Annotated in this window: 21 protein-coding genes; 15 read left to right on the top strand and 6 right to left on the bottom strand. The window is 29.0% G+C overall.

Features of this window, described 5'->3' with window-relative positions; genetic code table 11:
• The first annotated feature begins 19 nt into the window (after window positions 1-19).
• Both IC174_RS21310 and IC174_RS01010 read left to right on the top strand, forming a co-directional pair.
• Window positions 20-112, top strand: a complete 93-nt coding sequence (locus IC174_RS21310; protein WP_227433990.1) for a winged helix-turn-helix transcriptional regulator — start codon at window positions 20-22, stop codon at window positions 110-112.
• A gap of 240 nt (window positions 113-352) precedes the next feature.
• Window positions 353-2014 carry a cell wall-binding repeat-containing protein gene (locus IC174_RS01010; RefSeq protein ID WP_227481898.1) on the top strand — a complete coding sequence of 554 codons (1662 nt, stop codon included), beginning with the start codon at window positions 353-355 and terminating at the stop codon, window positions 2012-2014.
• Window positions 2015-2249: 235 nt separating this feature from the next.
• On the opposite strand, the gene IC174_RS01005 is transcribed toward IC174_RS01010, so the two are convergent.
• Complete coding sequence (locus IC174_RS01005) at window positions 2250-3113, bottom strand: conserved phage C-terminal domain-containing protein (RefSeq protein WP_227481897.1); 864 nt, start codon at window positions 3111-3113, stop codon at window positions 2250-2252.
• 540 nt (window positions 3114-3653) lie between these two features.
• Here IC174_RS01005 and IC174_RS01000 point away from each other — a divergent pair.
• The 5 genes from IC174_RS01000 (at window position 3654) to IC174_RS00980 (ending at window position 10292) form a co-directional block, all read left to right on the top strand.
• On the top strand, window positions 3654-4574 hold the full coding sequence (locus tag IC174_RS01000; protein ID WP_227433754.1) for an AraC family transcriptional regulator: 921 nt from the start codon (window positions 3654-3656) through the stop codon (window positions 4572-4574).
• 90 nt (window positions 4575-4664) lie between these two features.
• A complete protein-coding gene (locus tag IC174_RS00995; RefSeq protein WP_227433753.1) occupies window positions 4665-7085 on the top strand; it encodes an excinuclease ABC subunit UvrA in 2421 nt (806 codons plus the stop codon).
• Complete coding sequence (locus IC174_RS00990) at window positions 7085-8107, top strand: serine hydrolase domain-containing protein (RefSeq protein WP_227433752.1); 1023 nt, start codon at window positions 7085-7087, stop codon at window positions 8105-8107. The genes IC174_RS00995 and IC174_RS00990 overlap by 1 nt, the downstream gene beginning before the upstream one ends.
• Before the next feature lie 102 nt (window positions 8108-8209).
• Window positions 8210-8956, top strand: coding sequence for a MerR family transcriptional regulator (locus tag IC174_RS00985; RefSeq protein ID WP_227481896.1), 747 nt, complete (start codon window positions 8210-8212; stop codon window positions 8954-8956).
• 85 nt (window positions 8957-9041) lie between these two features.
• On the top strand, window positions 9042-10292 hold the full coding sequence (locus IC174_RS00980; RefSeq protein ID WP_227481895.1) for an MFS transporter: 1251 nt from the start codon (window positions 9042-9044) through the stop codon (window positions 10290-10292).
• Between the two features lie 248 nt (window positions 10293-10540).
• Here IC174_RS00980 and IC174_RS00975 read toward each other — a convergent pair whose 3' ends face one another.
• From IC174_RS00975 to IC174_RS00965, 3 genes are all read right to left on the bottom strand, one after another.
• Complete coding sequence (locus tag IC174_RS00975; RefSeq protein WP_227433750.1) at window positions 10541-10957, bottom strand: DUF3795 domain-containing protein; 417 nt, start codon at window positions 10955-10957, stop codon at window positions 10541-10543.
• 238 nt (window positions 10958-11195) lie between these two features.
• The gene (locus IC174_RS00970) at window positions 11196-11501 is read right to left on the bottom strand and encodes a response regulator (RefSeq protein WP_413927169.1); all 306 of its coding nucleotides are present in this window, start codon (window positions 11499-11501) and stop codon (window positions 11196-11198) included.
• Between the two features lie 171 nt (window positions 11502-11672).
• Window positions 11673-12323: a YidC/Oxa1 family membrane protein insertase gene (locus IC174_RS00965; RefSeq protein WP_227433749.1), complete on the bottom strand. Its 651-nt coding sequence runs from the start codon at window positions 12321-12323 to the stop codon at window positions 11673-11675.
• A gap of 770 nt (window positions 12324-13093) precedes the next feature.
• On the opposite strand from IC174_RS00965, the gene IC174_RS00960 reads away from it, so the two are divergent.
• A complete protein-coding gene (locus IC174_RS00960; RefSeq protein WP_227481894.1) occupies window positions 13094-13687 on the top strand; it encodes a nitroreductase family protein in 594 nt (197 codons plus the stop codon).
• 105 nt (window positions 13688-13792) lie between these two features.
• On the opposite strand, the gene IC174_RS00955 is transcribed toward IC174_RS00960, so the two are convergent.
• Complete coding sequence (locus IC174_RS00955) at window positions 13793-15196, bottom strand: MATE family efflux transporter (protein WP_227481893.1); 1404 nt, start codon at window positions 15194-15196, stop codon at window positions 13793-13795.
• Window positions 15180-15641, bottom strand: a complete 462-nt coding sequence (locus tag IC174_RS00950) for a MarR family winged helix-turn-helix transcriptional regulator (protein ID WP_227433746.1) — start codon at window positions 15639-15641, stop codon at window positions 15180-15182. Before IC174_RS00950 ends, IC174_RS00955 begins: the two co-directional genes overlap by 17 nt.
• Window positions 15642-15913: 272 nt before the next feature.
• Here IC174_RS00950 and IC174_RS00945 point away from each other — a divergent pair, with 272 nt between their 5' ends.
• From IC174_RS00945 to IC174_RS00915, 7 genes are all read left to right on the top strand, one after another.
• Window positions 15914-16897, top strand: a complete 984-nt coding sequence (locus tag IC174_RS00945; RefSeq protein WP_227481892.1) for a helix-turn-helix transcriptional regulator — start codon at window positions 15914-15916, stop codon at window positions 16895-16897.
• A 61-nt stretch (window positions 16898-16958) separates the two neighbouring features.
• Window positions 16959-17396, top strand: a complete 438-nt coding sequence (locus IC174_RS00940) for a DUF3795 domain-containing protein (protein WP_227481891.1) — start codon at window positions 16959-16961, stop codon at window positions 17394-17396.
• A 55-nt stretch (window positions 17397-17451) separates the two neighbouring features.
• Window positions 17452-17661, top strand: a complete 210-nt coding sequence (locus tag IC174_RS00935) for a DUF1697 domain-containing protein (protein WP_413927168.1) — start codon at window positions 17452-17454, stop codon at window positions 17659-17661.
• 584 nt (window positions 17662-18245) lie between these two features.
• Window positions 18246-18761 carry a helix-turn-helix transcriptional regulator gene (locus IC174_RS00930; protein ID WP_227433742.1) on the top strand — a complete coding sequence of 172 codons (516 nt, stop codon included), beginning with the start codon at window positions 18246-18248 and terminating at the stop codon, window positions 18759-18761.
• Window positions 18762-18808: 47 nt separating this feature from the next.
• Entirely contained in the window at window positions 18809-19312 is a 504-nt protein-coding gene (locus tag IC174_RS00925) for a flavodoxin family protein (protein WP_227481890.1), read from the top strand.
• Window positions 19309-19563 carry an NAD(P)H-dependent oxidoreductase gene (locus tag IC174_RS00920; protein WP_227481889.1) on the top strand — a complete coding sequence of 85 codons (255 nt, stop codon included), beginning with the start codon at window positions 19309-19311 and terminating at the stop codon, window positions 19561-19563. The genes IC174_RS00925 and IC174_RS00920 overlap by 4 nt, the downstream gene beginning before the upstream one ends.
• Complete coding sequence (locus IC174_RS00915) at window positions 19547-19948, top strand: hypothetical protein (RefSeq protein WP_227481888.1); 402 nt, start codon at window positions 19547-19549, stop codon at window positions 19946-19948. Before IC174_RS00920 ends, IC174_RS00915 begins: the two co-directional genes overlap by 17 nt.
• Window positions 19949-19974 lie beyond the last annotated feature (26 nt).

The following is a 19974-nucleotide window of genomic DNA, read 5'->3' as shown; positions in this document are numbered from 1 at the left end:
TATTTTTTAATTAAATACTATAAAAATTTATCAAGAAATTCCACCTAAAGTAGAATATTTCCTAACAGATTTAGGAATAAACTTTGTCCCTGTTTTAGAACACATGAAATAATGGGGAAAAACCTATTTATCAAATGATAAAAATAATCCATCCTGATTTACATATATTCAATATCGAAAACATTTTCCCAAAGATTTATGATACAATGTTAAATAGTAAAATAAAAGCTTTATATTGAATACTCTTATCTGTTAATTTTAAAATGTTACATTTAATAGTAACTTGATTTTAAGATTATATTTTACTAGTTCATACTAAATAATAAAATATAAGGATTGTGAGGTAAAAAATATGAATAAGAAAAACTTAGCTATATTAGTGGCAGGTATGATGTTTTTTTCTAGCTCTTCAGTAATCTTTGCAAACAACGTAACAAAGCAAGAAAGATTAATAGGTAAAACAAGATATGAAACGGCTGTAGAAGTGAGTAAATTAGGATGGGTTCAATCAAAAGTAGCAATTATAGTCAATGGCAACTCTATTCAAAGTGCACTTTGTGCAAATCCTTTTGCTAAATTAAAAAATGCTCCTATACTATTAGTAAATGATAATAGTATAGAAAGTTCAACTAAAACTGAACTTAAAAGACTTGGCGTAGATAATGTATATATAGTGGACAGTGGAAATAGTATATCTAATAAAGTAGAAAATGAAATAAAATCACTCAACATAAAGGTAAATAAAATAGTAGGAAATAATATCTATGAAATGTCTACAAATTTACTTAAAGAAATAGATAAAATAAAAAAAGTGGAAAATGTAGCAGTTGTAAATGGATTAAAGGGGTTATCTGATGCTGTTAGCATAGCTTCTCCATCAGCAATACATAATATGCCTATAATACTAGTATCAGAGGAAAACAGCAATAATAGCAGTATAAATTTCTTAAACAATAGGTCTATAAAAAAATCTTATATAGTTGGTGGAAATAAGATTTTATCAGACAATACAGTAAAAAAATATCCGAATAAAGAAAGAATCAGTGGTTCAGATAGAAACAATACCAATGCCAAAATTATTGAACAATTTTACAAAACCAAAAGTATAAAAAATGTGTTTGTTACTAAAGATGGTATGAACAAGGAAAATGCACTAGTAGACGCATTATCAATAGGAGTATTGGCAGCCAAAGAAAATTCTCCTGTAATAATATCTAATGGCACTCTTGTAAACAGCCAAAAAGATTTTATTAACAATAAAGACATAAAAGAAGTAACACAAGTTGGCGGAGGTGATAACCAAAAAGCATTTGAGGATATCTTAAAGCTAAAAAATGTCGATATAAGAAATAAAACTAAAAAAATATCTTTAATTGAAGCTAAGGAAATATTAAAAAAAGCTGTTCCAGAAAGTAATGTTTTAGTTTGTTACTACGACCAAGATGATAATAAATACGACAGTAAGGTTATAAAGGATAATATTGTATATGAAGTAGAAATAGATGCCTACTCTGGTAAAATAATAGAAATTGAAAAAGATGATGATATAAATAATAATTTAGGTGTCAAAAATATATCTTTAGATAAAGCTAAATCTATAATACTAGATGCCATTCCTAATAGTAATTTAATATACTGTAAATATGATGCTGACGATAATGAATATGAGGCTAAAGTTGTAAAAGATAATAAAACATATGAAATAGAGATAAATGCATTTGATGGAAGAATTATAGATATTGATATGGACGATGATTATGATGATAATGATTATGATGACTTTGATAATAATCACAATAATAGTGATTCTAATAACAATAACTCTATAATTAGCATTGAAAAAGCTAAGTCAATAATGCTAAACAAAGTACCTGGTGGTAAAATAGTAAAATTTCAATATGATAAAGATGATAAAGAATATGAAGGCGAAATAATAAAGGGAAATAATGAATATGATATAACAATCAGTGCAATCACTGGAAAAATATTAGAATATGAAGTTGATACAGTATAGTATATAACTCTAATGATACAGTTTATAAAAATTTTCTTATTTATTACTGTAATTTAAATTTTATATTACTGGAATTTTAAAAATTCCAGTAATATTTTTTATTATTAATAACACTAATAACCCTATTTTCTATACATATAATATATCTGAACATAAACTATATCTAAATTTTAGATTTTTCATAATATCTATTCTAGTATATCTCTTATCCACTTATATCTCTTATCCACTATAATCACTTTTTATTTAAGTAAGTCTTGAATTCATGACCAAATAGAATCTCTGGCTTTATATCCACTAGCGTAGGAGTCTCCTTCCAGCTCTTCACTCTTGATTCTATAACTTTATAAAAATCTTCTAAGCTATGGCCTTCTTTTCTTCTTTCAGCTATAAGTTTATTATCTGTTTCTGAATCAAACCTAAAACTTTCCCCTGACTCTTTATTTAACTTTTTTATAATATTTTCATAAATACTTTCTATATAACAGTATTCCTCTTCCACATAAGTATTTTTCTTGGAGTTCTTTTTTAATAACTCTTTTTTTAAATTTTTTTTTAATAATTCTTTTTTCTTTGTTACATCTTCTGTTTCATCTACAGTATGAAGTTCTGGGTCATAACCCCATTGTCTATACTCTTTATCTACATAGCTATACATATTGGTATCACTGGCCTTATCTTTGTCATACTTATATTCATGTTTTGATACCTTTTGGCTACTATTATTTGTTTCATTAATATTTTCTAATATATCTTCAAAAAAACTTCTACGTTTCTTTATTACACCTGTATCATTACTTTCAGAGCATATATAACTATATACAGAGCAACAATTTCCCTTCACTCCTCGACTTATTAGTCTCAATATTCCTAAATCTATAAATTCATTTACAAGCCTACTTATTGTAGATATTGATAAATCAAGGTCAGATGCAGCCTTTCTTACAGTCATCATAAACTGTCCCCTTGGTAAAGTTCCCCTTAATCTTTGTATGTTTTCTTTTCTCATTATATAGTGATTAAACCTTATTTTGTTTACATCACTTCGCTCGTTAAAATATAATACTGCTGAATTTAATTGATAAAAACCATTGTTCATATTCTTATTCCCCCAATTAAAATAAATAGTTGTTTGTAAGTATTTTTGTATTTCTTAATAATTTATTAGATGATTATATTTTATTAAAAATCATTCTTCTATATTTTTCATTTTAAAGTTTTAAAGGCTCTATGTTAATAGATGAGATTTAACTTTTTTATTTAAACAATAAATTTAATAATTTTTTTAATATAAATATTTTATTATTTAGTAAACATTTTCTTAAAATTGATATATTGTTCTTAGTATCAAAGTTTACAACCCTACTAGATATTAAGTTTTTGTCCATGTTATAGTCTCTAACTTTATATAAATGTATAATCAAATATACAATCTAAAAATATATCACTATGTTATACTAAGTGTTACAAAGTAAGATAGAAATTCTCTTATAATATAAATTGTTGTTATATATAAGAAAAACTCCTAATAAAAAATCTATTTAACATTTTTTTACTTTAAATTTCACATACTCAACGCTTTATTTACTATAAATAAGGGTATTTAAAATATATATTTTTACAATAAGGAGGTATACTTATGACCGATTCCCAAATTAAAAAAGAATACTTACGTCGTATTTGCAAAGTACAAGACTACATAGAAGAGCATTTGTATGATTCTCTTTCTCTTGAAGAGCTTTCTAATATAGCAGGTTTTTCAAAGTTTCATTTTCATAGAATTTTCAAAGCGATAGAAAAAGAAACATTGTCACAGTATGTAAATAGGTTAAAACTAGAAGGAGCCACTTCTTTTCTTATTCATCGTACTGATATGACAGTTACTGATATTGCACATTATTTCGGTTTTACTGATTCCGCAGTTTTTTCGCGAGCCTTCAAAAATTATTATAAGATAAGCCCTATAAAATATAGAAACAATTATAGCAAGAATTGCAAAGAACCATATAAAATTTCTCAGTATAATAGACACATATCAAAACTTAAATCTAAAAATAAGAGAGAGGTTAAGGGAGAAATTGAAATCTTAGAACTTGATAATGTAAATACAGCTTATATTAGATACACTGGGTCATATGGAAATTTGGCCAGTCACTTTCCAAAGATTGTAGAAAAACTCTTTGATTATGCAAATGAGCAGAATCTAATTGAACTTGAAAAGACAAAGATATTAGCTATTTATCATGATAATCCTCAATTTACACAAGAACATCATTTGAGGACTAGTATTTGTATGACAATTCCAGATAATATTGTTGTCAAAGAAAATAGCGACCTTGGCAATATTACAATACCTTCTGGGAAATATCTGGTGGGACATTTTAGTATTTTTCAAGATGAATATAGTGATGCTTGGGATTTTATGTATAATGAATGGCTATCAAATGATGAGCATAAACTACGTAATTCTTTTCCTTTTGAAGTATATCTTAATGACCCAAATAGTCACCCACAAAATAAACATATAGTTGATATATATTTACCTATAGAGCCTTTTTAATACTATGATTTCGCTTAACCTCTTCTTATATTAATGATTAAAACATACTAATTTTATAGTTTGATAAAATTAATAAAATGAGGTGAATTAATGAAAGAAATAAAAATCAAAGGTGCAAAAATACATAACCTAAAAAATATAAATATCTCTATCCCCAAAAATAAGCTTGTAGTTGCAACAGGTGTTAGTGGTTCAGGTAAATCCAGTCTTATGTTCGATATTGTATTTGAGGAAGGGCGTAAACAGTACTTACAGTCCTTAGGCATACTTTCAGGCATTGATAATGAGAATAAATTTGACAATATTCAAGGATTAGCTCCTACTATAGCTGTTAAACAAAATATCATCCGTCAGAGTAATCCTCGTTCAACAGTAGGTACTAGAACCAATATTATTAGTATGCTTACACTATTATATGCAGGAGAAGGACAAGTAATATGTTCTGCGTGTAACACTCCTGTAGACAACAATCTTATTTGTAATAATTGTGGTAATAAAGAAGAACGCTTAAGACCAAGTTATTTCTCATATACCTCTTCAGATGGAATGTGTATGAAATGTTCTGGACGTGGAGCATACTTTGAGATTAATATTGAAAAACTTATCTTGGATAAGCGCACTACCCTAAAAAAAGTTTTGGATAGAGCCCAAATCACACCAGGATATTTGAGAGTGTTATCTAAAAAATTCAAAGATTACTTAGATATACCATTCTTACAATTGCCTGAGGAAGTACAAAACGAGGTACTATATGGTCACTATGAAAATGGAAAACAAAGTTCTTCTTTAGCAAAAGTACTTCATGGTCGTCACCAAAGAGGTGAAGACTTAAATGGTATTTATAGCATGACTACTTGTTCTGAGTGCCATGGTTTTAAAATTGGTGAAGAAGCACGCCAAGTTTTATTAAATGGAAAGCATATTGGTGAACTTGGAAAGATGAGCATTTTAGAAGTTCATGAATTCCTAAAGTCATTATTGAATCAAGACAAACTAACTATTCTAGGTAAAAATTTAATAGCTGATATTTTAATTAAGACAAATAATCTAATAAAGGCACGACTAGGTCATCTGTCCTTATACAGAGAGATGTCAACTTTAAGTGGTGGAGAAATACAAAGGCTATTTTTAAATTCTCACCTTGATTCAGAGATGGACTCATTAATTTACGTACTTGACGAACCAACTGCGGGATTACATGAATCCGAAAAAATCGACATTCTAAAATCCATTAAAGATTTAAAAGATTTAGGTAACACTGTCATTGTAGTTGAACACGACAAAAATACAATTAATATGGCAGAACATATTATTGATATAGGGCCAAAAGCTGGTATTGAAGGTGGACAATTAATATATCAAGGAGATTTAGAAGGTCTACTTAAGTCAAATGAATCAATTACTGGACAATATATCTCAGGAAAATACTCCATGCCTACTAGAACATCATCTAAAAATATTACGGACATTGAAAAAATGCATTGTATAGTTGTTCAAAATGCAAGTACAAATAATCTTAAAAACATTACTGCATCATTACCTTTAGGTGCTATGGTTGGAATAGCTGGAAAATCTGGTAGTGGAAAAAGTTCCCTTATATCAGATACATTACTCCCTCTTCTTAGAAGTTACTTCAACAATCAAGCAAGTAATAATAAAACCACTATTAAAGAAAATGAAGTAAGTAATGAGGATGATTATACAATTGTAGAAACTATTGCTGATAAATTAAGTGGTACACAATATATCTCTGGATATTCAGAAATATCTCAAACTCCTATTGGTAGAAATATGAACTCAACTCCTGCCTCTTATATTGGGATATGGGATAAGATACGTGTTTTATTTGCAGGTCAACCAGAATCAATAAAACAAAATTTCACTGCTGGGCATTTTTCATTCAATTCAAAAGGTGCTTGTCCTAAGTGTAGTGGTAGTGGATATGAAAAAATCTGGTTGGGAAATAATTTAAGTATGGACAGTATATGTAATGAGTGTCATGGAAAAAGATTTAATGATGAATCCCTATCCATTAAATATAAGAATAAAAATATCTATGATGTCTTAAATATGAGTGTATCTGAAGCTGTTGTTTTTTTTGAAGATACTCCAAATATTGTTTCACACTTAAAAGTACTAGAACAAATTGGTATGGGTTATATAAAACTAGGTCAACCTACCCCTACTTTAAGTGGTGGAGAATCTCAAAGAATCAAGCTTGCAAAAGAGATTGGTAAAAAACGAAAAGGCAATATCCTCTATGTGTTGGATGAACCCACTACTGGTCTAAGTCTGTATGATACTGCTAAACTAATTCAATTGTTGGATGAATTAATCGAAAATGGAAATTCTGTAATTGTTGTTGAACATGATATAGAAGTTCTAAATACTTGTGACTGGATTATTGAACTTGGTCCAGAAGGAGGAGACAAAGGCGGATATATCATTGCAGAGGGTTCTCCTCAACAACTAAAAGAAAACTCAAAGTCTATAACAGGGAGGTATTTATAATGGATAAAGGTTACTGCTTAGATTTGAAATTTGAAAATATAGACCCTTCAAGTGTTGGAATGGATTCAAAAAAACTTTCACAGCTTGAACCTTTAATAATCTCACAATATAGCAATATAAACGCAATAATCATAGCGAGAAGAGGAAATATCGTCTTTGAAAAATATTATAATGGTTATAATGCTGACGATACTTTTCATGTTGCATCTGTCACAAAAAGTATCATATCAGCCCTAATTGGTATCGCAATAGACAAGGGTTATATAAAGGATGTTGAGCAAAAAGTTGTTGATTTTTTTCCTGAATATAATTGTAGCCCTGCTGATATATACAAAAAAGCAGTAACTATACGCCACTTGCTTACGATGACTGCACCATACCCTTTTAAAAATACAACTGAATCATTAGAGAGACTTTCTAAACAACGAGATTGGGTAAAATATGCCCTAAATCAACTTGGTCAAAACAAAAACATTGGAACTTTCAAATATTCTTCAGCTGGAGTTCACCTACTTTCAGCTATTATTACAAATACTACAGGAAAGTGTGCTCGTGAGTTTGCTAATGAACATCTATTCAAACCTATTGGTATGAGAGAAATACCCGATTATGATATAGAAAATTTTGATTTTGAAGATTTATTTGGAAAAAATCTTAAAGGTTGGGCAAAAGACAGGCAAGGTAATACTGCTGGTGGCTGGGGACTTACATTGAGTGCCAGAGATATGTTACGATTTGGTTCTCTGTATTTAAATGATGGTATTTGGAATAATAAATGTATTATATCTAAATCATGGATTGAAGAATCAACCAAAATGAATTCCAATGAGTATGGTTATCTATGGTGGCTATGTGAAGAAGATGGAACTCTTTGGTATTCAGCAATGGGAGCTGGAGGAAATGCCATCTGTTGTATACCAAAGTACGATTTGGTTATAGCAATACCATCTAAGATAGTTTTTAAACCTCGTGATAGATGGCAGCTTATTAAAAAACATATACTTACTTCTATAATAGAATAGTTGTATATGGAATGATTATAACAACCCTCCACTATAACACCAGACTTTCGTTTAGTGATATTATTGTTGATGCTATATACACACAAGAGGAGTTGAATATAAATGAATACCTACACAACATCAGAAATAGCAGATTTGATTGGTATACATCCTAATACAGTACGTTTATATGAAGAACTTGAACTAATACCTAAACCTAAGCGTAATCCTAATGGCTATCGTATTTTTAACGATTTTCATATAGAGCAATTTAAATTTGCTCGTACAGCCTTAAAAATTGAAGTTACACAAAGAGGATTGAGAAAAAATGCAATTGAGATTGTCAGAACATCAGCAAATAAAGATTTTGACAAAGCTATTTCTCTTGTTAGTCATTACTTACAACAATTAGAAATAGAAAAATCAAATGCTGAGGAAGCAATCAATATTGTTAAAGAAATTTTAAATGGAAACACACAAGAGACAGACAAGTTATTTTTAACTAGAAAAGAAACCTCAGAACACTTAAAGGTTACAATAGATACTTTAAGAAATTGGGAAATGAACGGGTTATTAAAAGTAAAAAGAAAGCAAAATGGTTATCGTGTATATACTGATGAAGATATAAAGCGCCTTAAAATTATTAATTCGTTACGCTCTGCAAACTATTCTCTTTCAGCTATTTTAAGAATGTTAAATGCTTTGTCTTGTAATCCCAATGCTAATATTAAAAATATTATTGATACTCCAAAAGACGATGATGAAATTATCTCAGTATGTGACAAATTGATAACCTCATTGAAAGAGGCGGAATACAACGCAAAATCAATGAAATCTCATCTTCAAAGCATGAAAGAACAATTTTCTTAACCCTCCACTCTAACTCCATACTTTGATTTGTGTGTTATTCTTAAGAGCAAGAAAAATTAAACACACAAATCAAAGGAGGAATAGAATGGAAAACAAAAATACTCATTTTACATGGAAGCAAAAAATCCTTACCTTTTTAGTGAGCCAATATATTTCCCTATTTGGTTCATCACTTGTACAGATGGCAATGATATGGTATATCACACTTCAAACGTCATCAGGCATATGGGTAACAATCTTAACTGTATGCTCCTTCATACCACAAATGCTAATATCTTTTTTTGCAGGTGTATGGGCAGATTACTATAATCGAAAAATACTCATCATTGTATCTGATACTATAATCGCTGCTTCTACACTAATACTACTTATGCTTATGATGTCAGGAATTAAAGGAGAAAATGAATTAATCGCAATTGCTGTTGTATCTATTATTCGTTCTTTAGGAAGTGGTGTACAGACACCTGCTGTAAATGCACTGATTCCTCAACTTGTGCCAGAGGAACACTTAATGCGTTTTAATGGTATGAATGGCAGTCTTCAATCTATAGTTCAATTTATAGTTCCTATTGTATCCGCAGCAATTCTTGGTCTAGGAAATAAAATATCTCAAGTACTTTTAATTGATATTATTACTGCAATTATTGCTATTGTATTACTCTGCTTCATTAAAATACCTAAACATAATATAATAAAACAAACTGAAAAAGTATCATTTTTAACAGACATGATATCTGGAATAAAATACTCTTTTTCGGATAAATTTATTAGAAAAGTAGTTTTTACTTATGGCGCTTTCATTTTTCTTTGCGTACCATCAGGCTTTCTTATAGGATTATTGATTGAGCGTACATTTGGTAAGGGGTATATTTATCTATCTATTATTGAAATGATTGGCTTTTCAGGTATGGTTCTAGGTGGATTAGTTATAGGAATATTTGGTGGCTTTAAAAATCGAAATAAGACATTTTTCTTGGCAATGTTATCTTATGCTATCTTTTCTATTATTTTGGGGTCTGTTACACAATCTTGGCAATTTTTCATATTCATGTTTTTTACCAGTTTTTCAATCCCAATTATTCAAGCAACAGCTATGACCATGTTGCAAGAACATGTAGTACCAGAAATGCAAGGTCGTGTATTGGGCTTACCTACTATTATATATACTGGTCTTATACCTCTTGGGATGATACTCTTTGGACCACTTGCTGATATGGTATCTATTAATTTCTTGATTATTGTTTCAGGTGTAATAATTGCATTTTTTGCTTTATCTATTCCTTATTCAGGACAATTTTATAAGCAAGGCATCTTTAAATCAAAAGAAATTAAATAATATGCTAAAGAAACTAAGTAATATACTAAAAAAATTAAGTAATACACTAAATAAACTAGGTAATATACTAGATAAATTTTAATTGTTCTATTTTGATTTTTATACATAATACACTAAGATAGTTTTAATCACTACGATAGTTTTAATTAACCTAGTTCAAATTTTATAGACCTCCGTTTCATTTACATATTCATTTTCATCAAGAATTAAATGAAACGGAGAAAAGCTATATGCCAATAAGGCTATTATTATTTTGATTCCTTTTTAGCATGACACTCAGAACATTCAGAGTCATGTAAAGAAATAATGCCACCACAATAAATACAAGTCCATTTTTTTAATTCTGCTTCCATCAAAGTAGTTATTCCAGACTCTTTAGCTAAAATATTATTTTTTATAAGGCTCTCTTCGTATCTTTTATTGTAACTTTTTTCCAAGTTTTTGACCAATTTGCATGGAAATTTTTCACACTCAAAACAGTATGTAATCTTTTCTATCTTTGTACACTCTTTTATATTACACTTTCTGCAATGTTCTGGTTTCCCCAAGTCACCTGCATAACATCCCTGACAAGGTTTCTTTGAATAACAATGTTTATAACAGACTTTACAGTTCATCCCACAGGGAGCAAACATAATATTTTCAATCTTATTGGGCATTTTCATAATACATTATTCCTTTCTATAATATTCTTAATTATTGAGTCTTCTTAATTCTTTAACTACTCTACTTTAACTACATTTAAGTCTTACATCTTCCCCACTATACCATGTTGAAAATAAAATATTTCTCCTATTCTTGATAAAAAGCTTCTCTATACTCCTAAATCTGTGATTATTGAAATCATGAAGTTTTTGAACAATCTTTTTATAAAAAATCATTTTAATGAGATACTCTCATACATCATAACATTTTATAATCATCAGCCCCATACTCATAGCCTTTTAATTTATCTTCTTCTTCACCTTTAGCTGTCAACATAATAATAGGTATATTAGTCATTTCACGTGAAACTCTACATACTGAGAATCCATCTAAATATGGCATCATAATATCCAATATCATTAAATCTATATCATTATTCTTCACTATTGTAAGTGCTTCTACTCCATCATCAGCAGTTACGCAAGTATATCCTCCTTTTTGCATATATTCTACAATGATATCTTGCATTCTTTTTTCATCTTCTACTACTAATATTTTAGCCATTATTATTTTATCATCTCAGTTTTTTAACTTTATTTTAGTTTATATTAATTTATTTTATAACTATTTTTTAGAAAATAATATGTTTATAAAAATAACCTACCAATTTATAAAAATAGCCTGCCAACTTTGATTCATGTTGGCAGGCTAAGAATTTATAAAATACTTATTATATTATTTTAATACTAGTTTATTTTTTTGATTAAAATATATTCTAAAGCAAATCTCTTCAATTAATGCATAAATTGCACTTGTTATAAAATATAGACCTAGGGCTACTGGAGTTCTAACAGTTATTATAAGACTCGTTATAGTAGTCATTATAATCGTTTGTTTATTAAATGTTCTTTGAGAACTCACCTTAAAATATGGTATATAATTTATTAAATTTGGAGCTAGCATAGTTAATGTGTATATACAAGGTAGTATAAATAAATTATCAGCTGTATTTAAATTAGCAATCCAAGGAATTATAACTGTCGTAAATCCCTTTGGCATGTTTAAGCATACATGATACAGTGCATATATTACTGGCATTTGTAGTAAAATTGTGGAACACCCAATCATACTCTTCATACTTTCCACAGAGTGCATCTGTAGTTGCTTTTCAAGTTCTTTAGCATTATCCTTATATTTTTCTTTTATATGTTCCATCTTTTCTGCCAATTCTTGTTGTTTTTTCATAGAAAATCTTTGTTTTAATGACAATGGCATTAGCATCAACTTTACTATTAAAGTTATAAGTACTATTGCAATCCCAAAATCTCCTGTAAAACTAAATAATATATTTAATACCTCTTGTAGTATATTTGAAATGAAATCCATTCTATTCTCTCCTTTTATTTTAAATTCTTGAACTGTAATAGAATCATTTCAAATTAAAATATACTATAATACCTCCAAATATCATATTTTTGAAAAACAATATAATGCTTAGGCAATCTTTTTTCAGAATATGTAAATCTATTTATAAATATGTTTTTCCTTAAAACATATTTAATTTTATGATATAAGAGGTCTTTACAAAAGTAAATTATGCATCCAAGGATAGATACTAATAATGTCATATAAATTAGTATATATAACAGATTATCCATATCAAATCTCATTACATCACCTCATAAGTATTTATTTTTGTTTTTATGTTTATGTTTATATTTATGTTTATGTTTATGTTTATGTTTATGTTTATGTTTATGTTTATGTTTATGTTTAAATAATTATAGTATGTTAATCCCTTAATGTCAATATTTTTATACACTATCTATGCTATCCATCCACACCTAAAAGAGTGAGCTTTCTGCACTAGGTTGTAAATATACAAGTACTAATACCTTGATAAAGCTACATTAAATTTTCAGTGTTATTTTTACCAGAATTCTCATGTTCTACTTCTAAAGACAATGACTTTTTTCTAAATTAATGATAAAATAATTAAAACAATTCTTCTATATGTGAATATGTTTTTTGTAAACATAACGTAAATATATTTTATATAAATAGATTTTATCTAAATATATTTTTAAAACTAATATAATCTTTTAAATAAAAACCTTACTTGGAAAAATTAACAAAAATAAATGGAGGTTACTATAATGATAAGCAATTCTATATCGAAAAGACGTAGCATTAGAAAATATAAAAATCAAAATATTTCACATGAAACTATAGAAAAAATAATTGAAGCTGGAATAGATGCACCTTCATCTAAAAATAGACAACCATGGAAATTTATTGTTGTCACTGAAAAAGAAAAAGAATCTATGCTTAGAGCGATGAGCAAAGGTATTCAAAATGAAATTGATAACAATGGACTTCTTCCAGAAAGTCGTCAACATATTGCAGGAGCAAATTATACTGTTGAAATTATGAAACAAGCTCCCATAACAATTTTTATTTTAAACAAGTTGGGAAAGTCACCTTTAGAAAACTTATCTGCTGAAGAACGTTTTTATGAGATGGCAAACATACAATCAATTGGAGCTGCAATTCAAAATATGTCTCTTACAGCTGTAGAATTAGGTTTAGGTAGTCTTTGGATTTGTGATGTGTACTTTGCATATCGTGAATTATGTGAGTGGTTAGATACAGATAGTCAATTGGTTGCAGCAATATCGTTAGGTTATCCTGATGAACAACCAGCAAAAAGACCTAGATTAAAGTTAAATGATGTAACTAAATGGAGATAAATAACTATTTATAATTAAAATATGGTAAGTAAATTCAATAAAAACAATTTACTTACCATAAAAAATAATTTGATTACTATGCTGTTAGAACTATTGAAGATTATCTTATACCTCTACAATCTCCTTATGATTACTCACTACTTTATTTTGCTTTATAGTCAATGATTTCATTTCATGAACTGCAAAATATATACATACCATTGCAGCAGCGGCATCCGCTATTGGCCCCGCATACATTACTCCATCAATACCCATAAACATTGGTAAAATCACTATTAATGGAATTAAAAACAGAATCTGACGAGTCAAAGAAGTAAAAAGTCCCAGTACTGATTTTCCAATTGATGTAAAGAAAGTTGATGATACTATTTGAACACCATTTATAAATGTTAAGAACAAGAAAGTTCTAAAATAATGTTCTGCAAATATAAAGTAAGTTTCATTCCCATTACCAAATATAGATGTAATTTGTCGTGGGAAGAATTGGAAGCATAAGAATGCAATAACAGATATAACAGTTGCACTTCCTACTGCTAACTTATATGCTTCTTTTACACGATTATATTTTTCAGCTCCATAATTGTATCCTATAATTGGTTGCATCCCTTGTGATATACCAATAATTATAGATATAAAAATCATATTTACTTTAATAATGATACCAACACAAGCAAGTGGAATTTCACTTCCATAAACTGACCTAGCTCCGTAATATGCCAACGTATTATTCATAACTATTTGTGTTACAGTCATTGCTAATTGGTTAAAACATGAACTTGAACCTAGCGCAAATATATGTTTATAAATTATACTTTCTAATTTAAAACTTTTCTTATGTAGTTTAATATGTTGAAAATTCATTACATAATAAACACTAAAGCCAAAAGATATAAGTTGACCAATAACAGTAGCTAAAGCAGACCCAGCAATTCCCATATCAAGCACAAATATGAATAGTGGATTTAAAATTGTGTTAATAACTGCTCCTACCAACATACAAAACATAGAAGCTTTTGGTTTTCCATCAGCAAGTATCAACTTACTCATTCCAGTAGACATTATAAGAAATGGCAATCCAATTGATGTAATCTTTGTGTATGTGTGTGCATAAGGTAATATTTCTGATGTGGAACCAAAGAATTTCAATAGTGGTGTTAAAAATATTGATACTATTATAAACAAACTTATTCCAAAGATAGCCATTAGACAAATAGAATTTCCCGCTGATTTTGTAGCTTTTTCTGAATTTTTAGCACCTAATTCTAATGAGCACTTAGATGCTCCACCAATACCTAATAATAAAGCAATTGCAGTACATATTGTTGTTAGTGGAAAGCTAACATTTGTAGCAGCATTACCTAACACTCCAACACCTTGCCCGATAAAAATTTGGTCAACTATGTTATATAACGCACTTACTAACATTGCTATAATGCTAGGTATTGCATACTTAGTCAATAATTTTGAAACTTTCTCATACTCCAATGGTTCTTTATATTTTTCTTCCATCTTCCTTCGCCTCCAATTTTGCTTCTTCATTCATATCAATAGCTATAAAAGCAGTCTTTTTTAACATTGACATGAACAACTCTTGCTCTTCTTTTTTAAATGAACTTAACAATTCCTCTACATATCCATTCGTTATTTTTATTATTTCATCATAACATGCCAAAGATTTTTCTGTAGGATACAGATGCCATGTTCTTTTATCTTTAACACTTGGTTCTCTAGTGATAAACCCTTCTTTTTCTAGGTTTGCCAAAGCTCTTGTTATATTACTAGGATTTACAAGAATTCTTTTAAATATAGTATCCTGTGTAATACCTGGATTACTACATATGTGTAATACATAAAAATATTGGCTATTATTAATTCCAATATCAGCCAATTTCCTATCAATATAGTTTGCGTTATATCTATTTATAATGGAAACCCATTTTAATAGCTCTCTCATGTTCTCTCCTTAATATTGTTATTTATATTTTTGTTGCGAGCGCAACAATCTATTTGCTCATGCAATTATTTTACTGCTAAATTTACACTTTGTCAATAGTTCCTAATTCTTAATTCCTTTTAAGCTGTCATGTCAATGTGACATAATATAGTAAATTAGACAAGATGCAAATCCACAGAATTAAAATTAAATGACAACAAGTAAAATCAAGCCATAACTTCTCTATTTCGTTATAATGAATGTAGGGTAATTGAAACGAGGTGAATAGTTAAATGTATGAGTGGCAACAACAAATTCAGATAATCATTGACGAGATTGACAAATGTATTAAAAATTACAACGGCGAAGTCTTAACGTTACGCTTTCTTTCTCGCAAATTAGGATATTCTGAATTTTATACAACGAAAAAATTCAAAGAAATATCGGGTATGCAGTTTAGAGATTACTTGCGGAATAGAAAATTAGCCTTTGCATTAAAAGAGGTTAGGGACAGTGATAAGAGTCTATTGGACATTGCTTTTGATTATGGATTTTCATCACATGAAGCTTTTACCAGAGCTTTCAAAAGAACTTATGGTGTAACACCAAGTGAATATCGAAAAAATCCTAAGCCAGTCGTTCTTCGTACAAAAATAACCCCTTTTGACCGCTACTTTTTAGGATTAGGAGAAATAGGAATGATTAAATCAACAGATGGTGTCAAGATTTATTTTGCAACCATACCTGCACATAAATTTTTGTACATTAAAAACAATGAGAGTAACGGGTATTGGGATTTTTGGAGAAAACAAAACCTTATTCCAGGACAGGACCACGAAACAATTTGTGGTTTGCTCGACAGCATCAAGGGTAAATTGGATGATGATGGTGGAAGCGAAGCTAACTGTGGAAGTGGTCAGATTATGGCTTATATAAACAGTCCAGATGGCAGGCTCTGCGATTGGGGTATTCTCCGTACAGAGTGTTGGGGCGTACGACTTCCTTTTGATTATAGAGGGGAACTTCCGCCACAAATGCTTATGATTGATATTCCTGAAGCCGAGTATATCATCTTTGAACATGGTCCATTTAATTATGAACAGGAAAATTGTAGTGTTGAAGAAAAGATTGAAATGGCTATGGCAACTTTTGATTACATTGGTAAGGGTTACTGTCCTGATATTACCCCTGGAAGAATCATGTACTTTTATTATAACCCAGACCAGTATTTTAAGTACATTAGACCTGTGAAAAAGATGTACGCCTATCCACTGTAAAATCCAAACTAAGTAGATAAGACGTACTCGATAAAATAAAATTTAAGGAGGAAAATTAAAAATGACTAAGTCTATTTGCGGAGTTGATTGTAGGAAATGCGAATTGAGTAACACTTGTAATGGATGTGCTGAAACGAAAGGTCATCCTTTTGGTTCAGAGTGCTTGGTTGCATTATGTTTGAAAGAAGGTAAAGATGCTCTATACAAATTCAAAAAGAATTTGATTGCAGCATTTAATGCACTTAATATACAAGATATGGAAGAAGTCACAGAACTTAATGCACTGAAAGGCTCTTTCATTAACATTGAATATACCTTGCCAAAAGGGCAGCTTGTAAAGTTTTGGGACGATAATAAAATTTACTTTGGAAATCAGCTTAGCAAAAAAGACAGTGACAGATATTATGGAATTATTGCTGATGAAAAATATCTCATGGTATCTGAGTATAGCGTTTATGATTCTGATGCTGAAATTGTAGTATTTAAGCGTTGGGTGTAAATGCAAATTGAAAGTTGAAGCAAAGATTATTTATAATAGATGGAGGTTCTTTAAGTTGGAAAAATATATTGCTCTTTTTCGTGTCATAAACATTAGTGGTAAAAACAAAGTGTCAATGCCATTATTAAAGGCGGCATTTGAAGGTATGGGATTTTTGAATGTTAGCACCTATATCAATAGCGGAAATGTTCTTTTTCCAGTGAAAGCAACGATAAAAGTGAATGCCAGCACTACAAAAAAATTATTTTTGTTATCTAGCAAGTAAATCTATTATGGGCATAACATGGAGTTCCCAAATTTCAGTTTATCTTTATCATTGACTGACTAGAAAATTTGAAATTGACTAGAAGGTTATAACTGGATGGAAGTAGTTAAATTTGCAAAAAAACAGCTATACGAAAGCATCTGGAGCTATGACAATACCATAAAAGGTTAATAATCTAACGTCGTCATTTGTACAAAACTAAGAAAAAAATAGAGCCTGACTCAGACAATCCACAATATATTGGCTGTTTGGGGTGTTGGCTATAAATTCAGCGAATAAAAACCGCAGATTGTATATAATTCACTAATTAGTGAATTATATACAATCTGCGGTTTTGTGCACTATTCAAATAATTTATATGCTTTTAATCATATTATCATATCAAAGTTCTTATGTAAGTGGTAAATTCAACTCTTAAAACTTAAGATATTGATAATAAACCTAGTGTTTAAGCGATAATCTGTATTTCTGTTTAAAACTTAATTGAAAAACATATTGACAGTCTACCCATTATTTGTAATAATCAATATATTAAAACGATATATAACTAAACAATATATACATAAACGATATTAGGAGGCACTATGTTAGAATACATTATTTTAGGATTTCTGATGGAAAAAGAATTAAGTGGATATGATTTAAAACAAAAGATGTCACAAAGTACTTCATACTTTTTTGATGCTAGTTTTGGTAGTATTTATCCTGCACTTAAAAGATTAGAAGAAAAAGATTATATCTACTATCGCGAAGTTATAGATGGGGGTAAATTAAAAAAACTATATTCCATAACTGATATAGGGAAATCATACTTTCTCGAGTGGTTAGAAAAACCAATTAAATTTTCTAAGACAAAGCATAACCACCTTGTTAACATATTTTTTTATGAGTACTTACCTAAGGAAATAATTGAAACAAACTTAAAAATGTTGATAGCTGAAATTGAATTACTTTTAAATAAATTAGATGCACAAAAAACTGAGGTAGAACAAAATTGTTGTATTGACCAATACACATGTATGTATTTCACAATGATTTATGGCGTTGACTATTATAGTTTTGTAATTAATTGGTGTAATGATTTATTAAAAAAATTGTAGGATAGAATTACAAAAGTCAACCTACATAATATAAAGGGGTAAAACTTATGAGACTTTTAATACATGATTTAACTGAAAAAGATTTAGATAATTTATTACCTAAACTTGATAACAATATAAAAATACTTTCAAACACTGAAGAAATCCACAAGTGTATTGGTTGTTTTGGTTGTTGGATTAAAACACCTACTACATGTGTCATAAAAGACTATTACAGAAATATGGGTAAATTGATAGCTGATTCTGATGAACTTATTATAATAAGTAGATGTTGTTACGGTGGATTTAGCCCATTTGTCAAAAATATACTTGATAGAAGTATAAACTATCTCCTTCCATACTTCGTAATGAAGAATAATGAAATGCATCATAAGAATAGATATGAAAAACAGATAAATTTAAATGCTTTATTCTATGGGGATTGTATTACAGATACTGAAAAAGACACTGCTACTAATCTAGTACGTGCAAATGCTGTAAATCTCAATATGAAGGAACATTCTGTTTCATTTTTTAAAAATCCACAAGATGTAAGAGGTGAATCTTTATGAATATAGTAATGATAAATGGAAGCCCAAAAGTAAAAGAAAATAATTCACAATACTTTTTATCTGAAGTAGAAAAACTTATACAAAAGGATAATGACATTCTCACATTTAAAATAGACAATGTATCTAAATATCCTAAAGCTATTGAAGCCATACTTACTTGTGATAGGTTAATAATTGCATTTCCTCTTTATGTAGATGGCATTCCTTCTCATTTAATTCGTTTTTTAGAGGAATGTGAAGAAACTAAATAAAAAATCTATTCCAGTATATGCAATAGTTAACTGTGGATTCTATGAAGGGAAACAAACTCATTTAGCAATTCAAATGATAGAAAATTGGTGTAAAAGGGTTAACTTTACATGGGTTCAAGGAATAGGAATTGGTGGAGGAGAAATGCTAGGTTCATTACAATCTACTCCTTTAGGTAAAGGTCCCAAAAAAAGCTTAGGAACTTCATTAGGAGAACTATCAAAGAATATACTTAGTAACAACATAGATAGTAACACTTCTAGTAAAGATAATATTTTTATATCACCTAACTTTCCTAGATTTCTATTTAAATCTATGTCTAATTATCATTGGACTCCTCAAGGTAAATCAAATGGACTGACTAAAAGTGATATATTAAGAAAATAAAAAATTAATATTAAAATAAATTTTAC

The organism is Clostridioides sp. ES-S-0001-03, from assembly GCF_020676075.1.
Classification (GTDB): Bacteria; Bacillota; Clostridia; order Peptostreptococcales; family Peptostreptococcaceae; genus Clostridioides.
Note: the sequence above shows the minus strand (reverse complement) of the source record. Positions and strands in the feature narration are given on the sequence as shown.

What these genes read in the sequence shown, in the direction of transcription:
- IC174_RS01010 (WP_227481898.1), top strand. Translation starts at nt 353, where the DNA reads ATGAATAAGAAAAACTTAGCTATATTAGTGGCAGGTATGATGTTTTTT.
- IC174_RS01005 (WP_227481897.1), bottom strand. Translation starts at nt 3,113, where the DNA reads ATGAACAATGGTTTTTATCAATTAAATTCAGCAGTATTATATTTTAAC.
- IC174_RS01000 (WP_227433754.1), top strand. Translation starts at nt 3,654, where the DNA reads ATGACCGATTCCCAAATTAAAAAAGAATACTTACGTCGTATTTGCAAA.
- IC174_RS00995 (WP_227433753.1), top strand. Translation starts at nt 4,665, where the DNA reads ATGAAAGAAATAAAAATCAAAGGTGCAAAAATACATAACCTAAAAAAT.
- IC174_RS00990 (WP_227433752.1), top strand. Translation starts at nt 7,085, where the DNA reads ATGGATAAAGGTTACTGCTTAGATTTGAAATTTGAAAATATAGACCCT.
- IC174_RS00985 (WP_227481896.1), top strand. Translation starts at nt 8,210, where the DNA reads ATGAATACCTACACAACATCAGAAATAGCAGATTTGATTGGTATACAT.
- IC174_RS00980 (WP_227481895.1), top strand. Translation starts at nt 9,042, where the DNA reads ATGGAAAACAAAAATACTCATTTTACATGGAAGCAAAAAATCCTTACC.
- IC174_RS00975 (WP_227433750.1), bottom strand. Translation starts at nt 10,957, where the DNA reads ATGAAAATGCCCAATAAGATTGAAAATATTATGTTTGCTCCCTGTGGG.
- IC174_RS00970 (WP_413927169.1), bottom strand. Translation starts at nt 11,501, where the DNA reads ATGGCTAAAATATTAGTAGTAGAAGATGAAAAAAGAATGCAAGATATC.
- IC174_RS00965 (WP_227433749.1), bottom strand. Translation starts at nt 12,323, where the DNA reads ATGGATTTCATTTCAAATATACTACAAGAGGTATTAAATATATTATTT.
- IC174_RS00960 (WP_227481894.1), top strand. Translation starts at nt 13,094, where the DNA reads ATGATAAGCAATTCTATATCGAAAAGACGTAGCATTAGAAAATATAAA.
- IC174_RS00955 (WP_227481893.1), bottom strand. Translation starts at nt 15,196, where the DNA reads ATGGAAGAAAAATATAAAGAACCATTGGAGTATGAGAAAGTTTCAAAA.
- IC174_RS00950 (WP_227433746.1), bottom strand. Translation starts at nt 15,641, where the DNA reads ATGAGAGAGCTATTAAAATGGGTTTCCATTATAAATAGATATAACGCA.
- IC174_RS00945 (WP_227481892.1), top strand. Translation starts at nt 15,914, where the DNA reads ATGTATGAGTGGCAACAACAAATTCAGATAATCATTGACGAGATTGAC.
- IC174_RS00940 (WP_227481891.1), top strand. Translation starts at nt 16,959, where the DNA reads ATGACTAAGTCTATTTGCGGAGTTGATTGTAGGAAATGCGAATTGAGT.
- IC174_RS00930 (WP_227433742.1), top strand. Translation starts at nt 18,246, where the DNA reads ATGTTAGAATACATTATTTTAGGATTTCTGATGGAAAAAGAATTAAGT.
- IC174_RS00925 (WP_227481890.1), top strand. Translation starts at nt 18,809, where the DNA reads ATGAGACTTTTAATACATGATTTAACTGAAAAAGATTTAGATAATTTA.
- IC174_RS00920 (WP_227481889.1), top strand. Translation starts at nt 19,309, where the DNA reads ATGAATATAGTAATGATAAATGGAAGCCCAAAAGTAAAAGAAAATAAT.